Here is a 17,701-nt window from a genome sequence, read left to right as displayed (position 1 = left end):
CAGCGACGCCGTGAAAGTCGCATCCCTTTGCCTGTTGCCTGCATTGCTACCCTCTGCCGCGCTCGCCCAACCGGCGGCGTCTGACAATACGCAGGCACGCATCGTTATTACGGGAGCGGGCTTGCCCCTGCCGCCGGGTATGCCTGCCTATGGGTCGGTGGAGATCAAACGGCAACGCCTGCTAAACAGCGCCTCAGGCAGGATCGAAAGCATCCTGACAGACGTAGCCGGGTTCCAGCAGTTTCGCCGATCCGACAGCCGGTCGGCAAACCCCTCGGCCCAGGGGGCGAGCTTGCGCGCCTTGGGCGGCAATGCGTCCAGCCGTACTCTGGTCTTGCTGGATGGGGTGCCGATGGCCGACCCCTTTTTCGGCTACATCCCTTTCAGCGCGCTGGTGCCGGATCGGCTTTCCGGCGTCCGGGTGACGCGTGGGGGCGGTGTCGGCGCTTTTGGATCGGGCGCGGTCGCAGGGACGATCGAGCTGGCGAGCGCCACGCGCGAACAATTGCCCACTCTGGCCGCCAGCGCCCTTTATGGCAGTCGCGACGCGACCGAACTGTCCGCCAGCCTCACGCCTGATCTTGGCGGCGGCTTCGTCTCCCTCTCCGGCCGTTGGGACAGGGGAGATGGATTTTACACGACGCCATCGGAGCAGCGCGTGTCAGCGACCGTTCCCGCCGCCTATGACAGTTGGTCGGCCAATCTGCGCGCCGTGGTTCCGGTTTCCGCCAACGAGGAGCTGCAATTCCGCACGACATTGTTCCACGACGATCGAACGCTTCGCTTTCGTGGCGCGGACAGTGTGAGCGAAGGACAGGATGCAAGCATCCGCTATGTGTCGCGCGGCCGGTGGCAGGTCGATGCCCTTGCCTATGTCCAGGCGCGTAACTTTTCGAACATCGTCATTTCCTCCAATCTGCCTTTCCGCAAGACGCTGGATCAGCGGAACACGCCTTCCACTGGCCTTGGCGGCAAAGTTGAACTGCGGCCACCGGTTGGCTCGGATCATCTGTTGCGCGTGGGCGTGGACAGCCGCTTCGCCAGCGGCGACATGTTCGAGGACGCTTTCAGCGGGGCCACCGGATTGGTGACTGCCCGCCGCCATGCGGGGGGACGGCAGCTGACTGTGGGCATGTTCGCCGAAGATGACTGGACGCTGGGTCGCCTTGTCCTGACGGGAGGGGTGCGAGCCGACCGCTGGACGATATCCGACGGATTCTTCCGCGCTGCGGGTGTTGGCGTGACCGACCGGGAATTTGAGAACCGCTCCGACTGGCAGATGTCGGGCCGGGCCGGGGTACTATGGCATGCCGGTGAGGGGATTGCCCTGCGTGGCGCGGCCTATACCGGCTTCCGCTTGCCTACGCTGAATGAGCTTTACCGGCCTTTCGTCGTCTTTCCGGTCACGACGCAGGCCAACGACGCTCTGGCGCCAGAGAAGCTGAAGGGGATCGAGGCCGGGATCGACATCAGCCCAGTCAAAGGCATGACCTTGTCGGCAACCGCCTTCTATAACCGGCTGGACGACGCCATCGCCAACGTCACGAAAGACACCAATCTGCGCAAGCGGGAAAATGTCGATGCCATCGTGGCCAAGGGGGTCGAACTGACCGCCGTCGGCCAGTTAGGCCCGCTATCCCTGTCCGCTTCCTATGCCTATAGCCACAGCGTCGTTCATGCGCCGGGCAGCCTTTTCGACGGCCTTTCCCCTGCTCAGACGCCCCGCCACGCCGCCAGCACGACATTGGCCTGGCAGCCGCGGCGCGGACCCAGCCTGTCCGCCACCTTGCGCTATATCTCCGCCCAGTATGAAGACGACCTTCATGTCGATCGCCTGCCGGGCGCAGTGACGGCCGACGCCGTCGCCCGCTTGCCGATCGGGCATGGCGTCCAATTGATCCTGCGCGGCGAAAATCTGTTCGATGAAGATGTCGTCACTCGACGCGTCACCACCGCCACAGGCGTGTCGGAGGACCTCGGCGCGCCCCGCACATTATGGATCGGATTGACGCTGAACCGCTGAATCTCGCGCTTCTTGCTCCACTTTAAAGAGGGCAGGCGCAGGCTCTGCTCGATCGGCCGCACTTCTGCCGAATGCCGCCTCGCCGATTTTCTGGTTCACCTGCATAGCCGCTTGAATGTCGTTCAACCCGGCACCGGGCCGCGTTTCGATCATTCGCTGACGCAGGAGCAGATCGGCGACGTCATCGGCCTCACCGTCGTCCATGTGAACCGCGTCTTCCGCACGCTGGGGGACAAGGGACTCATCCTGCGGGACGGCCACAGGATCGAACTGCTCGACATTCCGGCCCTGCGCAAACTCAGCGGCGTACCGTCCCGTACGCTCGCGCAGGATTTGAGTTGGCTGCCGAAGCCGCTGCCATGACCTGCGTTCGTCACTTCGGGAAGAGACGGGGACGCGGCAGCACAGCCGGTCATGCCAACAGGATCAGGTTCCGTCCCTGCGCCTTGGCCCGGTATAACGCAGCATCGGCGTCATTGAGCGCACCTGCCCATTCCGCACCCTCGTTGACCAGAGCAACGCCCGCCGAAAAGGTGATGGCTCCCATCGGCTCATCCGTGTCGCGCAGCTTGAAGGCTCGTTGGCCCAGGTCGCGCCGGGCTGTATCCAGCAACTCCACGGCCTGCTCTGGCGCCAATCCCTGCACGATCACCAGGAATTCCTCGCCGCCCCAGCGTCCCACCAGTTGCCCGCCGCAGCTTTCTACCAGGGAAGTTGCGACCATCTTCAGCACCCGGTCGCCAACCGAATGGCCATATCGGTCGTTAACGCGCTTGAAATGATCGACGTCGCAGATCGCGACGACAAAGGAGCACTTTCCGCCTTTCAGCCGGTCCATCGCCGTTTCCAGCGCCCGCCGGTTGAGCAGGCCCGTCAACGCGTCCAGATTGGCGTCATGGCGCGCGGTGTCGAGTTCCTGCCTCAGGACCTCCACCTCCCTTGCTGCCGCGGCGAGATCCTGCTCGGCCCGCAATGAACGTTCGATCATGTCGGAAATGACCAGGCCGATGCCAGCGCCGTCCTTGTCCGCCAGCTTTTCATAACCGATGTTGAGGTCCCGGTTGAAATCCCCGGTCCGTTCGGCCGCGCTGTTCGCGACTTCGGCCAGCCGCAGGAGCTGATGCCGGGTCTGGTTTCTCAGGGCGTCGGCGTTATGGGCTCCACCCTGACCGCCAAAACTGCCGAGACAGCGCACGAAGATATCGTCCGCCTGCTGCTGGCTCATCCTGATGCCGCCGTCGGTGGCATCGTTGACGGCTTTCGACAACGGCTCGTTCGTACCGCTTTTCAGCACGTAGCCCATTGCGTAATTCTGCGGCGTAGGCGCGAGGCTTTGACGCTGTAAAAACGTCAAGACCTCGTGCGCAACGGCTTGTTGCTCGCGCACCTTGATTCCCCCCGGATTCCCGATTCCCCGCAGGCGAAATAATCTGAATTAAATTGCGTAACAATAATCAATAATAGGAAAGCAGGCGAGCATGACTGCTCCAGCCTGTCGGGAAATGGTGCTGCCGGCGAGGATTGAACTCGCGACCTCAGCCTTACCAAGGATGCGCTCTACCACTGAGCTACGGCAGCACTTTCACCATCTCGCAAACCCTTTCGGGCTGCGGAGCCGGGCCTATGGCCGCGTGCGTCCTGCTTGTCAAGGCGGGTTGCGGCCGATGCCCCAATTTGCTTATGGCGCGGCGATGACCAGTGGACAGGACGATCGCAAGGCACGGTTGGCGCAGGCGCTGCGCGACAATTTGCGCCGCCGCAAGGCGCAGGCGCGGGAGGAGGCGGGTCGCGCCACGCCGTCACCAGCCAACCAGAAAGATCAGGCCGACGAATAAGGGCGCGGCGCGGTCACAAGGGCGCGCAAACCTGCTTCAGCCATGAAAGGGCGTCGCCATCCAGCTGCGGTCCGACAATCTCCATCACCTTGGCATGATAGGCATCGACCCACGCCCGTTCGTCCGCCGTCAGTAGTTCCACCGCGATGGCGTTGCGATCGATCGGCGCGAAGGTCAGCGTTTCAAAGCCTAGCATCTCCCGCTCGGCTCCGGGCACATCGCGCCGATTGACCAGCACCAGATTTTCGATGCGGATGCCATATTCGCCGGTCTTGTAGTATCCGGGCTCATTGGACAGGATCATGCCCGGTTGCAGCGGTTCGTCGCCGCCGCCGAACGTGGCGATGCGCTGGGGCCCTTCATGCACCGACAGGAAGCTGCCGACGCCATGCCCGGTGCCATGGGCATAATCGAGCCCCTCTGCCCAAAGAAACTGGCGCGCCAGGACATCCAGCTGGCTACCGCGCGTTCCCGCCGGAAACAGCGCGCGGCCAAGCGCGATATGGCCCTTCAGCACCAGCGTGAAGCGCCGCTTCATCTCTTCCGTCGGCGTGCCGATCGCGATCGTCCGCGTCACATCGGTGGTGCCGTCGCGATACTGGCCGCCCGAATCGACCAGATAGAAAGATCCCGGCTCGATCGCCCGGTTGGTCTTCTGCTCGACCCTGTAATGCACGACCGCGCCATTGGGGCCAGCGCCACTGATCGTGTCGAAGGATAGGTCCTCCAGCAGCCCGGTCTCCTTGCGGAACCCCTCCAGTCGGGCGGCGGCGGCAAGTTCATCTACCCCGCCCTTGGGCGTTTCGACGGCGATCCAGTGCAGGAAACGTGACAGGGCAGCACCGTCGCGTGCCTGCGCCGCCTTATGCCCGGCGATCTCCACCGGGTTCTTGATCGCCTTGGGCAGCACGGCCGGATCGCGGAGCGGCAATATCGTCGCACCGCCCGCGTCCAGCGCTTCGAAGATTGCCGCCACGGCGCGCTCCGGGTCCGCTGCAACCGTCTTGCCCGCAAACCCTGCCAGCGTCCCGGCAAAGTCCGCGCGCGGATGCACCCGCACCGCATTGCCCAGATGCTGCACGACCGCCTCGTCCATCTTCTCGGGCGCGACATAGAGGTCCGCCGTCGCATCGGCATGCACGATGGCATAGGCCAGCGCGACAGGCGTGCGGGACACATCCTTGCCCCGGATGTTGAAGGTCCAGGCGATGGAATCCAGCGCCGACAGCACCACCGCGTCCGACTTCTTCGACGTCAACCAGTCGGCCATTGCTTGCCGCTTCTCAGCAGCGCTCTGCCCGGCATAGCGATCCTCATGGACCACCAGCCGCGCATCACTCGGTGCTGGGCGATCGGGCCAGACCGCATCCACCGGATTGGTCTCCACCGCCACCAGTTCCGCTCCGCGCCCAGCCAGCGCTTCGCTCGCTGCCTTCACCCATGCGCGGGTGTGCAGCCAGGGATCATAGCCGATCCGCCCGCCCTCGGGCGCATGGGTGCCGAGCCAGGCCGCGACCGAGGTCTGCGGCACGCTTTCATATTGCCAATGCGCGGCATCGACCTGCTCGCGCACTTGCAGCGTATAGCGCCCATCGACGAAGATCGCGGCTTCTTCTGGCAGCACCACCGCGCTCCCCGCCGACCCCTGAAAGCCCGTCAGCCAGGCGAGGCGCTGCGCATATTCGCCAACATATTCGCTCATATGCTCATCGGTCAGCGGCACGACAAAACCGTCCAGCCGCTCGCGCACCAGCTGTTCGCGCAGGGCTTTCAGACGGTCTTCATGGGTCGACATCGCATTTCCTTGATCGAGAACCCTTGCGCAGGGCAGGCTGCCGCCAACATAAGCAGGCCCAGCCGCTTATGCCAGCGCGCCTCCTATACGAGAATCAGGATACTGAATGACCGCCGACAGCACGCCTCCTTCCGCCGCCCGCCGCCCGCACAGCTTCGCCCACCACGGCATCACGGTGGAAGATCCCTGGGCATGGCTGCGCGATCCGGGTTATCCGGACGTGAAGGACAAGGATGTCCTGTCCTATCTTGAGGCGGAAAACGCCTTTTTCGAAAAGGCGATGCAGCCGCACAAGGGGCTGACCGACGCGCTCTTTGCGGAGATGAAGGGCCGCATCAAGGAAGATGACAGCTCCATTCCGCAAAAGGACGGCGATTATGTCTATTGGCGGGCGTTCGAAACCGGCGCGCAATATCGCAAATGGTATCGCCGCCCGGTCGCTGGCGGCGAGGATCAACTGATCCTGGATGAGCCTGCGCTGGCGGAGGGGCATGAATATTTCCGCCTCGGTGCATTGTCCGTCAGCCCGGACGGCCGCTACCTTGCCTACGCCATTGACAATAATGGTTCGGAACGGTTCGAGGCGCGGATCAAGGACCTGTTCACCGGAGAAATCCTGCCCGAAGTCATCCCCGACACGCTGTCCTCGCTCGTCTGGACCAGCGACAGCAAGGGCCTGCTCTACGGCATCGCCAACGATCAGTGGCGCACCGACAATACGCGCCTCCACTGGCTGGGCCAGCCGGTGGAAAGCGATGTCGAGCTTTTCCATGAGGATGATGAGGGCTTCCGCGTGTCGGTCGGCCTCACCTCCTCGGAAAAATGGATCGTGATCGCGACAGGCGACCATGTCACCACCGAAAGCTGGCTGCTGCCCGCTGACAATCCCTTGGCTCAGCCGTTGCTGGTGTCCGCGCGCAAGCCGGGGCGCGAATATGATGTCGATGAGCATGAAGACACGCTCTACATCCGCACCAACGACACCCATCCCAATTTCCGGCTGGTGAAAGCCTCGCTGGATGCTCCGGACGAATGGTCGGAAGTGATCGCCGCCGATCCGCACTTCTACCTGACTGACTTCACCCTCTTCAAAAACTTCTACGTCACGGAAGGGCGGCAGGACGGGCTCGACCAGATCGAACTGCGCGATTACGCGACCCATTCGGCCAAGCGCCTGCCCTTCCCGGAGGCGAGCTATTCCGCCTCGCTTGACGACAACCCCGAATATGACGTGACGAAGCTGCGCATCGGCTATGAATCCATGGTCACGCCGGACACCATCTACGACTACCACCTCGCCACCGGCGAGATGGAGGTCCTGAAGGTCCAGGAAATCCCGTCGGGCTACGACGCGACCCGCTACGCAACCGAACGGCTGACCATCCCCGCGCGTGACGGCACGCCGATCCCGGTCTCCATCGTATATCCCAAGGACCACCCCCGCGATGGCAGCGCGCCGCTCCACCTCTACGGCTATGGCGCCTATGGCATTGCGATGGAACCGGGTTTTTCGACCAGCCGCCTGTCGCTGCTCGACCGGGGCTTTGTGTTCGCTCTCGCCCATATCCGGGGCGGCGATGACCTTGGCCAGCAATGGTATCTGGACGGCAAGCTCGACAAGCGCACCAACACCTTCAACGACTTTGTCGATGTGGCGAAGGGGCTGATCGAGCGCGGCTACACGTCAAAGGGCCGGATCAGCATCTCCGGCGGCTCGGCGGGCGGCGAGTTGATGGGGGCGGTGATCAATTCCGATCCTGACCTCTGGGGCGCCGTCGTCGCGCATGTCCCCTTCGTCGATGTCCTCAACACGATGCTGGACGAAAGCCTGCCCCTGACGCCCGGCGAATGGCCCGAATGGGGCAATCCGATCGAGGACAAGGCGGCGTTCGAGACGATCCTGTCCTACGATCCCTACAATAATGTGAGGGCGCAATCCTACCCGCCGCTGCTCGTCACCGCCGGTCTCAACGACCCGCGCGTCACCTATTGGGAACCGGCCAAATGGGTGGCAAAGCTGCGCGCGACCAAAACGGATAACAATGTCCTGCTGCTCAAAACCAATATGGGCGCAGGTCATGGCGGTAAATCGGGCCGCTTCGAAAGCCTTCAGGAAACGGCCGAGGAATTCGCCTTCATCCTTTGGCAGTTGGGTGCTGATGAGGCATGAGCGTGCTCGTCTCTCCTCCGTTCGCCCTGAGCCTGTCGAAGGGCTCTTCTTTTCTTTGGAGAGAAGTGATGGGCTTCGACATTGGAACGAGACAGGCGGCTCGTTCAAACAGCCCGAACGGAGAGAGGGGGTAATGTCCTCCACCTACACCACCCAGATCACCGCAGGCCCTGAGCATATCGACATGCTCGGCCATGTGAACAACGCGGTCTGGGTGCAATGGATGGAGCAGGTCGCGACCGAACATTGGACCCGCGACGCAGCGCCGGAGCATCTGGACGCCTATCTCTGGGTCGTGACCCGGCACGAGATCGACTATCGCAGCAATGTGCGGGAGGGGGAGGTGGTCACCGTCCGCACCTGGATAGCAGAAGGCCCACGTGGTGCGCGGTTCGACCGGCACATGGAGTTCATGGGACCGGACGGCAAGGTCAAGGTCAGCGCCAAATCCACCTGGGCGATCATCGACCGGACACGCGGCCGCATCCTGCGTGTGCCAGCCGATGTTGCCGCGCTTTTTCTGCCAGACTGACGGCAGCCCGTCCCTCTCCAGCAACCGCGCATCCGGAACCCGGTTCATTCCGGCACGTTACCCGGCTCTCAACATTTACAGGAGAGAATATGCGTAAATCCGGTTATTCCCTACGCGCTCTTGCGGCCGCTTCGGCACTCTTCCTCGCGAGCGGTCCCGCGCTCGCAGGCGATGAAGAACAGGCGCTCAAGGCCCTCGCGCAGGCGCAGGGCAAGATCGATGCCGCCGCGAAGCTACAGGCAGGCCAGTTCGACCCGGCTGTTCTCGCGCAGGCACAGGCTTCGCTCCGTCTCGCTCAGGAAAGGCTGAAGAGTGGCAAGGAGCAGGACGCCATCAAAGCCGCTGTGGAGGCCCAGGGCTTTGCCGACACCGCCATTGGCCAAACCCAGGCGAGCATCAGGACCGATGCACAGGTTCAGGCCTCCACCGCCGCGCCGTCGACGGTGATCGAAAAGACGACGACGACCGTCACAAAGCGCTAACCGCTGAGGGAAGCGGCCTCGCGTCCGGACCGGGGCCGCTGCTCAACTTCAGGAGAAGATGCCCACCGCGCCTTCCGCCCACAGCAGCATGACGATCATCAATATGGCACCGGCCAACAGGAACCGTTGCCCACGCCTGCTCACGAACCGCCCGCTAAGTTGATAGACTAGGAGGGCGCCGGAGAGCAGCGCGCCCGCCGCAAGGAAATCATGGCCGGTCCAGCGCACCTCGTCGGTGAACTGCATCGCGACCAACGGTACCATCAGAATGATCGCAATCGCCGCCCATGGTGTCAATCGCCAGCCACGACGGGGGTCCGTTATCTGCCGCATTCTCAAGCCGTCCTCATCGAGGCTTCCCTGACAGCGATTCCGTCATCGATCACCGGATCTGAGGGCATTTCCTCCCGCTCTGTTGCCTGACGCGTCCACATCGCGGCATAGAGCCCATCGGCCCGCACCAGATCAGCATGGCGTCCACGTTCCACGATCCGTCCCTGATCCAGCACGATGATCTCGTCCGCGTCCACCACGGTGGACAGGCGATGCGCCACTACCAAAGTCGTTCGCTTTCGAGAGATGTTGCGCAACACATCCTGAATTTCCGTTTCCGTGCGGCTGTCGAGCGCGCTTGTCGCTTCGTCCAGCACCAGGACAGGTGGGTCCTTCAACAAGGTGCGGGCAATCGCCACGCGCTGCTTCTCGCCACCGGAGAGCTTCAGCCCCCGCTCGCCCACGCGCGTCTCATAGCCTTGGGGAAGGCGCATGATGAAGTCGTGGATGGAAGCTGCCTTCGCCGCCGCTTCGATCTCCGCCTGCGTCGCGCCCGCCCGGCCATAGCCGATATTATAGCCTACCGTGTCGTTGAACAGCACCATGTCCTGCGGCACGATGCCGATCGCCGCGCGCAGGGATGCCTGCGTGACCTGCGCAATGTCCTGCCCATCGATCAGGATGCGGCCGCCCTGAATGTCATAGAAACGGAACAGCGTACGCGCGATGGTGGACTTACCCGCTCCTGAAGGCCCCACGATCGCCAGCGTCCGTCCAGCGGGCACAGCGAAGCTCACATCATGCAATATCTCGCGATCGGGATCATAGCCGAAGCGCACATGATCGAAGCGCACTTCGCCCGCCCGGACGTTCAGCGCCGGGGCGTTCGGCGCATCGGCGATCTCCGCCTCCGTATCGATCAGCTTGTACATCGCCTCCATGTCGATCACGCCCTGCCGGATCGTCCGGTAAACCATACCCAGCAGATCGAGCGGCCTGAATAGTTGGCTAAGCAACGTGTTAACCAGCACGACGTCGCCAGTGGTGAAGCTGCCCTTGCTCCATCCCCAAACGGTGTAGCCCATCGCGCCCGCCATCATCAGGTTGGTGATCAGCGATTGGCCGATATTCAGCCAGGCAAGGCTGTTTTCCGATTTGACGGCGGCATCGGCGTAACGCCGCATTGCCGTGGAATAGCGCGCCGCCTCGCGACTTTCCGCGCCGAAATATTTGACGGTCTCGAAATTCAGAAGGCTGTCCACCGCATGGGCGACCGCGTTGGTATCCATGTCCACCATGTCGCGGCGCAACTGGTTGCGCCATTCGGTGATGGTGCGGGTAAACCAGATGTAGAGGCCGACCATCGCCAATGTCGCGATGACGAGGCCCGGCCCGAACTTGACGAAGAAGATGACGCAGACCGCCGCCAGTTCCAGCACCGTCGGCGCAATGTTGAACAGCAGGAAATACAGCATCGTGTCGATGCTCTTGGTCCCGCGCTCCACGATCTTGGTGACCGCGCCCGTGCGCCGATCGAGGTGAAAGCGCAGCGACAGGCGGTGAAGATGTTTGAAGACATCATCGGACAGCCGCCGCCCGGCTTCCTGCCCAACCCGCTCGAACACCGCATTGCGCAGATTGTCGAACAGCACGCTCCCAAACCGCGCGCCCGCATAGGCGACGACCAGGGCTACGGCGAGCGCCACGCCCGGTTCCAGACCCGGCGCCATGCGGTCGATCGCGGCCTTGTAGGCGAAGGGCATGGCCAGGCTGATGACCTTTGCCAGCACCACCAGCAACATGGCGATGGCCACGCGCCGCCGTAGCGCCGGGGCGTCGGCAGGCCAAAGATAAGGAAGAAACCGCCGCAGCGTCGCCCAGACGGGCGGGAGGGGGGTGTTGTCGGGCGTCGATGGCGGCATGGGGGCTATGTAGGAGAGCCAAGCCCTGAATGCCACTTATAAGCCCCTCCCTTTCAAGTTCAAACGAGGCACGTGACTCGTTTGAAGGGGAAGGGGTGGGTGCGAGCGCAGCGAGCCTGCACCCTATCCCAGAGGGCGGCACGATTGCTGGCGCAATCGCGGCCCACCCCCGGCCCCTCCCGCCTGCGGGAGGGGGCAGTGTCGCTTAATCCCGCAGCAGCTCGTTGATCCCGGTCTTGGACCGCGTCTGCGCATCCACGCGTTTCACGATCACCGCGCAATACAGGCTCGGCCCCGGCGTGCCATCGGGCAGCGGCTTGCCCGGCAAGGACCCCGGCACGATCACCGAATAGGGCGGCACTTCGCCCATGAAGACTTCGCCCGTAGCGCGATCCACGATCTTGGTCGACTGGCCGATGAACACGCCCATCGACAGCACCGAACCCTTGCCGATGCGCACGCCCTCAACGACTTCCGACCGCGCGCCGATGAAGCAGTCATCCTCGATGATCACCGGATCGGCCTGCAACGGCTCCAGCACACCGCCAATGCCAACGCCACCCGACAGGTGGACATTCTTGCCGATCTGGGCGCAGCTGCCCACCGTCACCCAGGCATCGACCATCGTGCCTTCATCGACGAAGGCGCCGATGTTGACGAAGCTCGGCATCAGGATGACATTTTTGGCGATGTGCGATCCGGCGCGAGCGAAGCTGCCCGGCACCGCGCGCAGCCCGGCAGCGCGAAACGCCCCTTCGTCCCAGCCTGCGAACTTGCTGGGCACCTTGTCCCACCAATGGCCAGCGCCCGGACCATTATCGATCATGACATTGTCGTTGAGGCGGAAGGAAAGAAGAACCGCCTTCTTCGCCCACTGATTGACCTGCCAGCCCTCCGCCGTGGGCTCGGCAACGCGCAGCTCACCCTTGTCCAGCATCGCCAGCGCCTTGTCGACCGCCTGGCGGACTTCGCCCTGCGTGGTCAGGCTCACATTGGCCCGGTCCTCCCAGGCGGCGTCGATGGTGGCGATCAGGTCTTGGCTCATGGTCTTGTCCCCAGAATGTCGGCCAAAAATGGCGTCAGATGGTCAGTTTCGAAATCGATAAAGTCCGGATGATGCTCATGATTGCCCGCTTCGGAGCCATTATTCACCCAGATGGTGGACATGCCGATTGCCTTGGCGGGCCGCAGGTTGCGCGCCATATCCTCGAAGAAAGCGGCGCGGCGGGGATCGACCTCATGCACCCGGCACAGCTCGGCATAGCCTGACGGATCGGGCTTGGGCACATATTGGCAGGCATGGATGTCGTGGATCAGCTCGAAAGCCTGGCCAAGACCCAGTCTGTCCAGCACGCGCTGCGCATAATCCGCATCGCCATTGGTGAAGATCAGCCGCCTGCCGGGTAGGGCCGCGATATGCGCGTTCAGCGCCTCGTCAACCTCCAGCCGATCCATCGAAATATCGTGGACATAGTCGAGGAAGGCGCGCGGCTCGATTCCATGATGGTGCATCAACCCCGATAGCGTCGTGCCATGCTCCATGAAGTAGCGCTTTTGCGTGGCCTTTGCGACGTCCGGGTCACAGCCCAGCAGCCCCTGGATGAACTCGCCCATCTTCACGTCGATCAGCGCGAACAGGTCCGCCTTCGCCGGGTACAGCGTATTGTCCAGATCGAAAATCCAGCAATCGACATGATCAAGCTCGGCACGCATGGCCGCGCCCTAGTCCTCCGGGATGGCAAGGGCAAGCCACTAACCCTTCTCCCCTCGGGGAGAAGGATGCGAAGCCTTGGCCCGTAAGGGCTTAGGCGAAGTTGGAAGAGGGGGAGGGCTGGGCACTTCCTAAACCCCCTCTCCAGCTACGACTAGGCGCTGCGCGCCAAATCTCCACATCCTCTCCCCTAAAGTAGAGGGGAAAGTCACCCACAGCCCGGCACTTCACTATCCTGATAAAAACTCTGCACAGCCTTCCAGGCATCCTCGGCCGTCTCCACCCAAGTCAGCAGGTTCAAGTCCGAAGGCGAAATCACGCCCTCATCCGCCAGCGCGTCGAAATCCACCACCCGCGTCCAGAATTCCCGCCCGAACAGCAATATCGGGATGGGCTTCATCTTCCCCGTCTGGATCAGCGTCAGCAGCTCAAACATTTCGTCAAACGTGCCAAACCCGCCCGGAAACACAGCCAAAGCCCGCGCCCGCAGCAGGAAGTGCATCTTTCTGAGCGCGAAATAGTGGAACTGAAAGCTCAACTCCGGCGTCACGAATCGATTGGGCGCCTGCTCATGCGGCAGCACGATATTCATGCCGATCGTCTGCGCGCCCACATCCGCCGCGCCGCGATTGGCCGCCTCCATGATCGAAGGGCCGCCGCCCGAACACACCACGAAATGGCGGCATCCCGCCTCATTCACCGGATATTGCGCGGCCATACGCGCCAGCTTGCGCGCTTCTTCATAATAGCGCGCCTTCTTCCCCAGATTCTCCGCGATCCGCCGCTGGTCCGGCGTCGTGGCAGCGTCGATCCGCGCCTGCACCTGTTCGGGCTCCGGGATGCGGGCCGATCCATAAAAGACGAAAGTGGATTCGATTCCCGCTTCGTCCATCAGCAACTGCGGCTTCAGCAATTCCAACTGGAACCGCACGGGACGCAAATCCTCGCGGAGCAGGAACTCTGTATCCTGAAAGGCCAGACGGTAGGCGGCGCTGGTGGTTTGCGGGGTGTCCACGCCTTTCTGGGCATCGGCGGCTTCCTGCCGGGCGGGACGGAATTTGCGTTCTTCGATTTCTTTTCTTGTCATTCAACCCAACTTAGGAAGGTCAGCGGCAAAAGCCACCCGCCTTTTTTTGCACTCAGCGGCAAAAGCCACCTCTTCCCCCCATATCGAAATGAAAATGATCATGGTGCGCGACATTATAGTCGGGGCTCAATACCGTGCGGAACCGCTTGCAGGCGCTCGCGCGTACCACCTCCAGAAATTGCCGCGTCTGCCGGTCGCCGTTCCATCCCTGCTCGACGGTAATGCGCCGCCCGTCTGACAGGACAAAGGCTGATACATCTACCGCATTGCTGTGCGCATGTTCGGACAGCCTCCCGCTGCCAGCGATCGGCCGACAATTATAGGTGCCGAACGTCTCGATCCGCTCGATCTCCGCGCCCAGGATCAACCGCGCGGCCGGCTGCACCCCATAGCGCGCCCAGGCCGCGAAATTCGCTGCCAGCCCGCACGTCATCGCGCCCAGATTGGTGGCAGGCACGCCGATGTCGAGTAGCTTGACGCTGCCCATCGCCGAACAGCCGCCGCCGAAATTCTGATCGGGCAGAGGCGTGAACAGCACCGATTGCGATTGCAGCTTCACCAGGCATTGCCGCAATTCCATCGGCGGAGGTGTGGAGGGACGGGCGTTCTTCACCGGCTTGGACGGACGCTCAACCCGCCCGCGCGGGACGAGGTCGCCGCCGCAGGACGCCAGCGCAAAGGACAGCGCCAGCAGGGCCGCCTGACCCAAGCCGCGCTTCGCTACATTCCCCCTTTCCCGCTCTTTCATGATCAACCATTTACCATGTCAATCCGACGCGAGGGTTAACGGCGGCAACGGTTCGTCGCATTCAGACATTCAGCTTGACTCTTCCCCTGCGATCTTTAGGGCGGCGAGCGGGCCACGCGGTCCCAACGCCGCGCGAGCTCTCTGCAAGGAGAAGCGTACATGACTGATGTGACTGCCGCCGACGCCACCATTGCGCCCGTCGCGGCCAAGCCGACCACCAAACCGGCTCGCCCCTATTTCTCTTCCGGTCCCTGCGCCAAGCCCCCGGGCTGGAGCGCCGACAAGCTGAGCGCTGAATCCCTCGGCCGCTCGCACCGCGCCAAGATTGGCAAGACACGTCTTGGCTACTGCATCGACCTGATGCGCGAGCTGCTGAACCTGCCCGACACCCACCGCATCGGCATCGTGCCGGGCTCCGACACCGGCGCTTTCGAAATGGCGATGTGGACGATGCTGGGCGCCCGCCCGGTGACGACGCTCGCCTGGGAAAGCTTCGGTGAAGGCTGGGTGACGGACGCCGCCAAGCAGTTGAAACTCGATCCCACGATCATCCGCGCCGACTATGGCCAGATTCCGGACCTATCCACCGTCGATTTCTCGACCGACGTGCTCTTCACCTGGAACGGCACCACCTCCGGCGTGCGCGTGCCGAACGCCGACTGGATTCCGGCGGATCGTGAAGGTCTGACCTTCGCCGACGCCACCAGCGCGGTCTTCGCCTATGAGATCGACTGGACCAAAATCGACGTCGCCACCTTCTCCTGGCAGAAGGTTCTGGGCGGCGAGGGCGGCCATGGCGTGCTGATCCTCGGCCCCCGCGCGGTCGAGCGCCTGGAAAACCACACCCCCGCCTGGCCGCTGCCGAAGGTCTTCCGCCTGATGGCAAAGGGCAAGCTTGCTGAAGGCATCTTCAAGGGCGAGACGATCAACACCCCCTCCATGCTGGCGGTCGAAGACGCGATCTTCGCGCTGGAATGGGGCAAGTCCTTGGGCGGCCTTCAGGGCCTGATCGCGCGCAGCAACGCCAATGCGGCGGCGCTGAACAAGATCGTCGAGGAACGCTCCTGGCTCGGCCATCTCGCCGCTGACGAAGCGACCCGCTCGACCACCAGCGTCTGCCTGACCGTCGAAGGCGCGGACGAAGCCTTCATCAAGAGCATGGCTGGCCTGCTCGAAAAGGAAGGCGCTGCCTATGACGTCGCGGGTTATCGCGACGCCCCGGCTGGCCTGCGCATCTGGTGCGGCGCGACGGTAGAGACCGCCGACATCGAAGCGCTTGGGGCCTGGCTCGACTGGGCCTACGCGACCGCCAAGGCTGCTTAAACCCTATTAAAGTCGTCATTCCCGCGAAAGCGGGAACCCATCTCCCGACCGTCCCGCCTGACGCTTCTTATGGGAGATGGGTCCCCGCCTCCGCGGGGATGACGGACATATTTTCCAAAGGAAACTCAGATGCCCAAGGTACTTATTTCCGACAAAATGGACCCCCGCGCCGCCGCGATCTTCCGCGAACGTGGCTTGGAAGTCGACGTAATCACCGGCAAGACCCCGGACGAACTGAAGGCGATCATCGGCCAATATGACGGCCTCGCCATCCGCAGCTCGACCAAGGTCACCAAGGAAATCCTGGACGCCGCGCCCAACCTCAAGGTCATCGGCCGCGCAGGTATCGGCGTCGATAACGTCGATATCCCGGCCGCCTCGGCCAAGGGCGTGATCGTCATGAACACCCCGTTCGGCAACTCCATCACCACCGCCGAACACGCCATTGCCCTCATGTTCGCGCTCGCCCGCCAGCTGCCCGAAGCCAACGCCCAGACGCAGCAGGGCCTGTGGCCGAAGAACGGCTTCATGGGCGTGGAAGTCACCGGCAAGACGCTCGGCCTCATCGGCGCGGGCAATATCGGCTCGATCGTCGCCAGCCGTGCGCTCGGCCTCAAGATGAAGGTCGTCGCCTTCGATCCCTTCCTCACCCCCGAACGCGCCGTTGAAATGGGCGTGGAAAAGGCCGATCTCGACACGCTGCTGGCGAAGGCTGACTTCATCACGCTGCACACGCCGCTGACCGACCAGACCCGCAATATCCTGAGCAAGGAAAATATCGCCAAGACCAAGAAGGGCGTGCGCATCATCAACTGCGCCCGTGGCGGTCTGGTCGATGAAGCCGCGCTTAAGGAAGCGATGGATTCGGGCCATGTCGCGGGCGCCGCGCTCGACGTGTTCGTGCAGGAACCGGCGAAGGAATCGCCGCTGTTCGGCACGCCCAACTTCATCTGCACTCCGCACCTCGGCGCATCGACCGACGAAGCGCAGGTGAACGTCGCGCTTCAGGTCGCCGAACAGCTCAGCGACTATCTGCTCGACGGCGGCATCACCAATGCGCTGAACGTCCCGTCGCTGTCGGCCGAGGAAGCCCCCAAGCTCAAGCCCTATATGGCGCTGGCGGAAGAACTGGGCAGCCTCGTCGGCCAGCTGGAAGGCGACCGCATCCAGGGCGTTTCGGTCGAGGTCGAAGGCCATGCCGCCGAACTGAACCAGAAGCCGATCACCGCAGCGGTACTGGCCGGGCTGATGCGCGTCTATTCGGACACCGTGAACATGGTCAACGCACCCTTCCTCGCGAAGGAACGTGGCCTCGACGTCCGCGAAGTGCGCCACGACCGCGAGGGCGACTATCAGACCCTCGTTCGCGTCACGGTGAAGACGGAAAGCGGCGACAAGTCGGTCGCTGGCACCCTTTTCGGCCACGGCAGCCCACGCCTTGTCGAGCTGTTCGGCATCAAGGTCGAAGCCGACCTCGAAGGTCACATGCTTTACATCGTCAACCAGGACGCACCCGGCTTTATCGGCCGCCTGGGTTCGACGCTGGGCGAAGCAGGCGTCAACATCGGCACCTTCCACCTCGGCCGTCGCAGCCAGGGCGGTGAAGCCGTCCTGCTGCTGTCGGTCGACGGCGCGGTGAACGACGATGTGCTGAAGGCCATCTGCAACCTCGCAGGCGTGAAGACCGTGAAGCTGCTGAAGTTCGCCTGAGCTGAACCAAGCTCCGTTCGTTTCGAGCGAAGTCGAGAAACGGTGTCATGCCGCTTCTCGCCAAGCTCGAACCGAACGGAGGCTGGATAA

General features: G+C 63.1%; 16 protein-coding genes and 1 tRNA gene. 8 read left to right on the top strand and 9 right to left on the bottom strand.

The features are described from left to right. The first annotated feature begins 10 nt into the window (after positions 1–10). Positions 11–2,023: a TonB-dependent receptor gene (locus tag ACZ5TB_RS10515; protein ID WP_464791195.1), complete on the top strand. Its 2,013-nt coding sequence runs from the start codon at positions 11–13 to the stop codon at positions 2,021–2,023. 12 nt (positions 2,024–2,035) lie between these two features. Beyond that, entirely contained in the window at positions 2,036–2,386 is a 351-nt protein-coding gene (locus ACZ5TB_RS10510; RefSeq protein ID WP_464791194.1) for a Crp/Fnr family transcriptional regulator, read from the top strand. Positions 2,387–2,435: 49 nt separating this feature from the next. Here the strand turns inward: ACZ5TB_RS10510 and ACZ5TB_RS10505 are convergent, their stop codons facing one another. Next, a complete protein-coding gene (locus tag ACZ5TB_RS10505; RefSeq protein WP_464791193.1) occupies positions 2,436–3,410 on the bottom strand; it encodes a GGDEF domain-containing protein in 975 nt (324 codons plus the stop codon). A gap of 116 nt (positions 3,411–3,526) precedes the next feature. Then, positions 3,527–3,601 (bottom strand) — tRNA-Thr (locus ACZ5TB_RS10500). An 86-nt stretch (positions 3,602–3,687) separates the two neighbouring features. On the opposite strand from ACZ5TB_RS10500, the gene ACZ5TB_RS10495 reads away from it, so the two are divergent. Further along, positions 3,688–3,858, top strand: a complete 171-nt coding sequence (locus ACZ5TB_RS10495) for a hypothetical protein (RefSeq protein WP_449474368.1) — start codon at positions 3,688–3,690, stop codon at positions 3,856–3,858. A gap of 13 nt (positions 3,859–3,871) precedes the next feature. On the opposite strand, the gene ACZ5TB_RS10490 is transcribed toward ACZ5TB_RS10495, so the two are convergent. Next, on the bottom strand, positions 3,872–5,653 hold the full coding sequence (locus tag ACZ5TB_RS10490) for an aminopeptidase P family protein (protein ID WP_464791192.1): 1,782 nt from the start codon (positions 5,651–5,653) through the stop codon (positions 3,872–3,874). Positions 5,654–5,759: 106 nt separating this feature from the next. Here ACZ5TB_RS10490 and ACZ5TB_RS10485 point away from each other — a divergent pair, with 106 nt between their 5' ends. The 3 genes from ACZ5TB_RS10485 (at position 5,760) to ACZ5TB_RS10475 (ending at position 8,837) form a co-directional block, all read left to right on the top strand. Beyond that, on the top strand, positions 5,760–7,823 hold the full coding sequence (locus tag ACZ5TB_RS10485) for a S9 family peptidase (protein WP_464791191.1): 2,064 nt from the start codon (positions 5,760–5,762) through the stop codon (positions 7,821–7,823). A gap of 133 nt (positions 7,824–7,956) precedes the next feature. Beyond that, positions 7,957–8,355 carry an acyl-CoA thioesterase gene (locus tag ACZ5TB_RS10480; RefSeq protein ID WP_464791190.1) on the top strand — a complete coding sequence of 133 codons (399 nt, stop codon included), beginning with the start codon at positions 7,957–7,959 and terminating at the stop codon, positions 8,353–8,355. A gap of 89 nt (positions 8,356–8,444) precedes the next feature. Beyond that, entirely contained in the window at positions 8,445–8,837 is a 393-nt protein-coding gene (locus ACZ5TB_RS10475; protein ID WP_464791189.1) for a hypothetical protein, read from the top strand. Positions 8,838–8,885: 48 nt separating this feature from the next. Here the strand turns inward: ACZ5TB_RS10475 and ACZ5TB_RS10470 are convergent, their stop codons facing one another. The 6 genes from ACZ5TB_RS10470 to ACZ5TB_RS10445 all read right to left on the bottom strand — a co-directional run bounded on the left by ACZ5TB_RS10470 (position 8,886) and on the right by ACZ5TB_RS10445 (position 14,578). Then, the gene (locus tag ACZ5TB_RS10470; protein ID WP_464791188.1) at positions 8,886–9,170 is read right to left on the bottom strand and encodes a hypothetical protein; all 285 of its coding nucleotides are present in this window, start codon (positions 9,168–9,170) and stop codon (positions 8,886–8,888) included. A gap of 2 nt (positions 9,171–9,172) precedes the next feature. Further along, positions 9,173–11,032, bottom strand: coding sequence for an ABCB family ABC transporter ATP-binding protein/permease (locus ACZ5TB_RS10465; protein ID WP_464792535.1), 1,860 nt, complete (start codon positions 11,030–11,032; stop codon positions 9,173–9,175). A 205-nt stretch (positions 11,033–11,237) separates the two neighbouring features. Continuing rightward, positions 11,238–12,077 (bottom strand): 2,3,4,5-tetrahydropyridine-2,6-dicarboxylate N-succinyltransferase, encoded by an 840-nt coding sequence (gene dapD / locus ACZ5TB_RS10460; protein ID WP_196224746.1) that lies wholly within the window; start codon positions 12,075–12,077, stop codon positions 11,238–11,240. Then, positions 12,074–12,745, bottom strand: a complete 672-nt coding sequence (locus ACZ5TB_RS10455) for a pyrimidine 5'-nucleotidase (RefSeq protein ID WP_464791187.1) — start codon at positions 12,743–12,745, stop codon at positions 12,074–12,076. The genes dapD and ACZ5TB_RS10455 overlap by 4 nt, the downstream gene beginning before the upstream one ends. A 206-nt stretch (positions 12,746–12,951) precedes the next feature. Then, positions 12,952–13,830, bottom strand: a complete 879-nt coding sequence (locus tag ACZ5TB_RS10450; RefSeq protein WP_464791186.1) for an LOG family protein — start codon at positions 13,828–13,830, stop codon at positions 12,952–12,954. A gap of 52 nt (positions 13,831–13,882) precedes the next feature. Beyond that, positions 13,883–14,578: an extensin family protein gene (locus ACZ5TB_RS10445; protein WP_464778323.1), complete on the bottom strand. Its 696-nt coding sequence runs from the start codon at positions 14,576–14,578 to the stop codon at positions 13,883–13,885. Between the two features lie 159 nt (positions 14,579–14,737). Here ACZ5TB_RS10445 and ACZ5TB_RS10440 point away from each other — a divergent pair, with 159 nt between their 5' ends. After that, complete coding sequence (locus ACZ5TB_RS10440; RefSeq protein WP_464791185.1) at positions 14,738–15,901, top strand: phosphoserine transaminase; 1,164 nt, start codon at positions 14,738–14,740, stop codon at positions 15,899–15,901. 129 nt (positions 15,902–16,030) lie between these two features. Beyond that, positions 16,031–17,611: a phosphoglycerate dehydrogenase gene (gene serA / locus ACZ5TB_RS10435; protein ID WP_464791184.1), complete on the top strand. Its 1,581-nt coding sequence runs from the start codon at positions 16,031–16,033 to the stop codon at positions 17,609–17,611. The last annotated feature ends 90 nt before the right edge of the window (positions 17,612–17,701 follow it).

It is taken from the genome of Sphingobium sp. TomTYG74 (assembly GCF_055393875.1).
The sequence above is the reverse complement of the archived record's forward strand: the minus strand, read 5'-3'. Positions and strand labels throughout refer to the sequence as shown.

What these genes read in the sequence shown, in the direction of transcription:
- ACZ5TB_RS10495 (WP_449474368.1), top strand. Translation starts at nt 3,688, where the DNA reads ATGCCCCAATTTGCTTATGGCGCGGCGATGACCAGTGGACAGGACGAT.
- ACZ5TB_RS10490 (WP_464791192.1), bottom strand. Translation starts at nt 5,653, where the DNA reads ATGTCGACCCATGAAGACCGTCTGAAAGCCCTGCGCGAACAGCTGGTG.
- ACZ5TB_RS10485 (WP_464791191.1), top strand. Translation starts at nt 5,760, where the DNA reads ATGACCGCCGACAGCACGCCTCCTTCCGCCGCCCGCCGCCCGCACAGC.
- ACZ5TB_RS10480 (WP_464791190.1), top strand. Translation starts at nt 7,957, where the DNA reads ATGTCCTCCACCTACACCACCCAGATCACCGCAGGCCCTGAGCATATC.
- ACZ5TB_RS10475 (WP_464791189.1), top strand. Translation starts at nt 8,445, where the DNA reads ATGCGTAAATCCGGTTATTCCCTACGCGCTCTTGCGGCCGCTTCGGCA.
- ACZ5TB_RS10470 (WP_464791188.1), bottom strand. Translation starts at nt 9,170, where the DNA reads ATGCGGCAGATAACGGACCCCCGTCGTGGCTGGCGATTGACACCATGG.
- ACZ5TB_RS10465 (WP_464792535.1), bottom strand. Translation starts at nt 11,032, where the DNA reads ATGCCGCCATCGACGCCCGACAACACCCCCCTCCCGCCCGTCTGGGCG.
- dapD (WP_196224746.1), bottom strand. Translation starts at nt 12,077, where the DNA reads ATGAGCCAAGACCTGATCGCCACCATCGACGCCGCCTGGGAGGACCGG.
- ACZ5TB_RS10455 (WP_464791187.1), bottom strand. Translation starts at nt 12,745, where the DNA reads ATGCGTGCCGAGCTTGATCATGTCGATTGCTGGATTTTCGATCTGGAC.
- ACZ5TB_RS10450 (WP_464791186.1), bottom strand. Translation starts at nt 13,830, where the DNA reads ATGACAAGAAAAGAAATCGAAGAACGCAAATTCCGTCCCGCCCGGCAG.
- ACZ5TB_RS10445 (WP_464778323.1), bottom strand. Translation starts at nt 14,578, where the DNA reads ATGAAAGAGCGGGAAAGGGGGAATGTAGCGAAGCGCGGCTTGGGTCAG.
- ACZ5TB_RS10440 (WP_464791185.1), top strand. Translation starts at nt 14,738, where the DNA reads ATGACTGATGTGACTGCCGCCGACGCCACCATTGCGCCCGTCGCGGCC.
- serA (WP_464791184.1), top strand. Translation starts at nt 16,031, where the DNA reads ATGCCCAAGGTACTTATTTCCGACAAAATGGACCCCCGCGCCGCCGCG.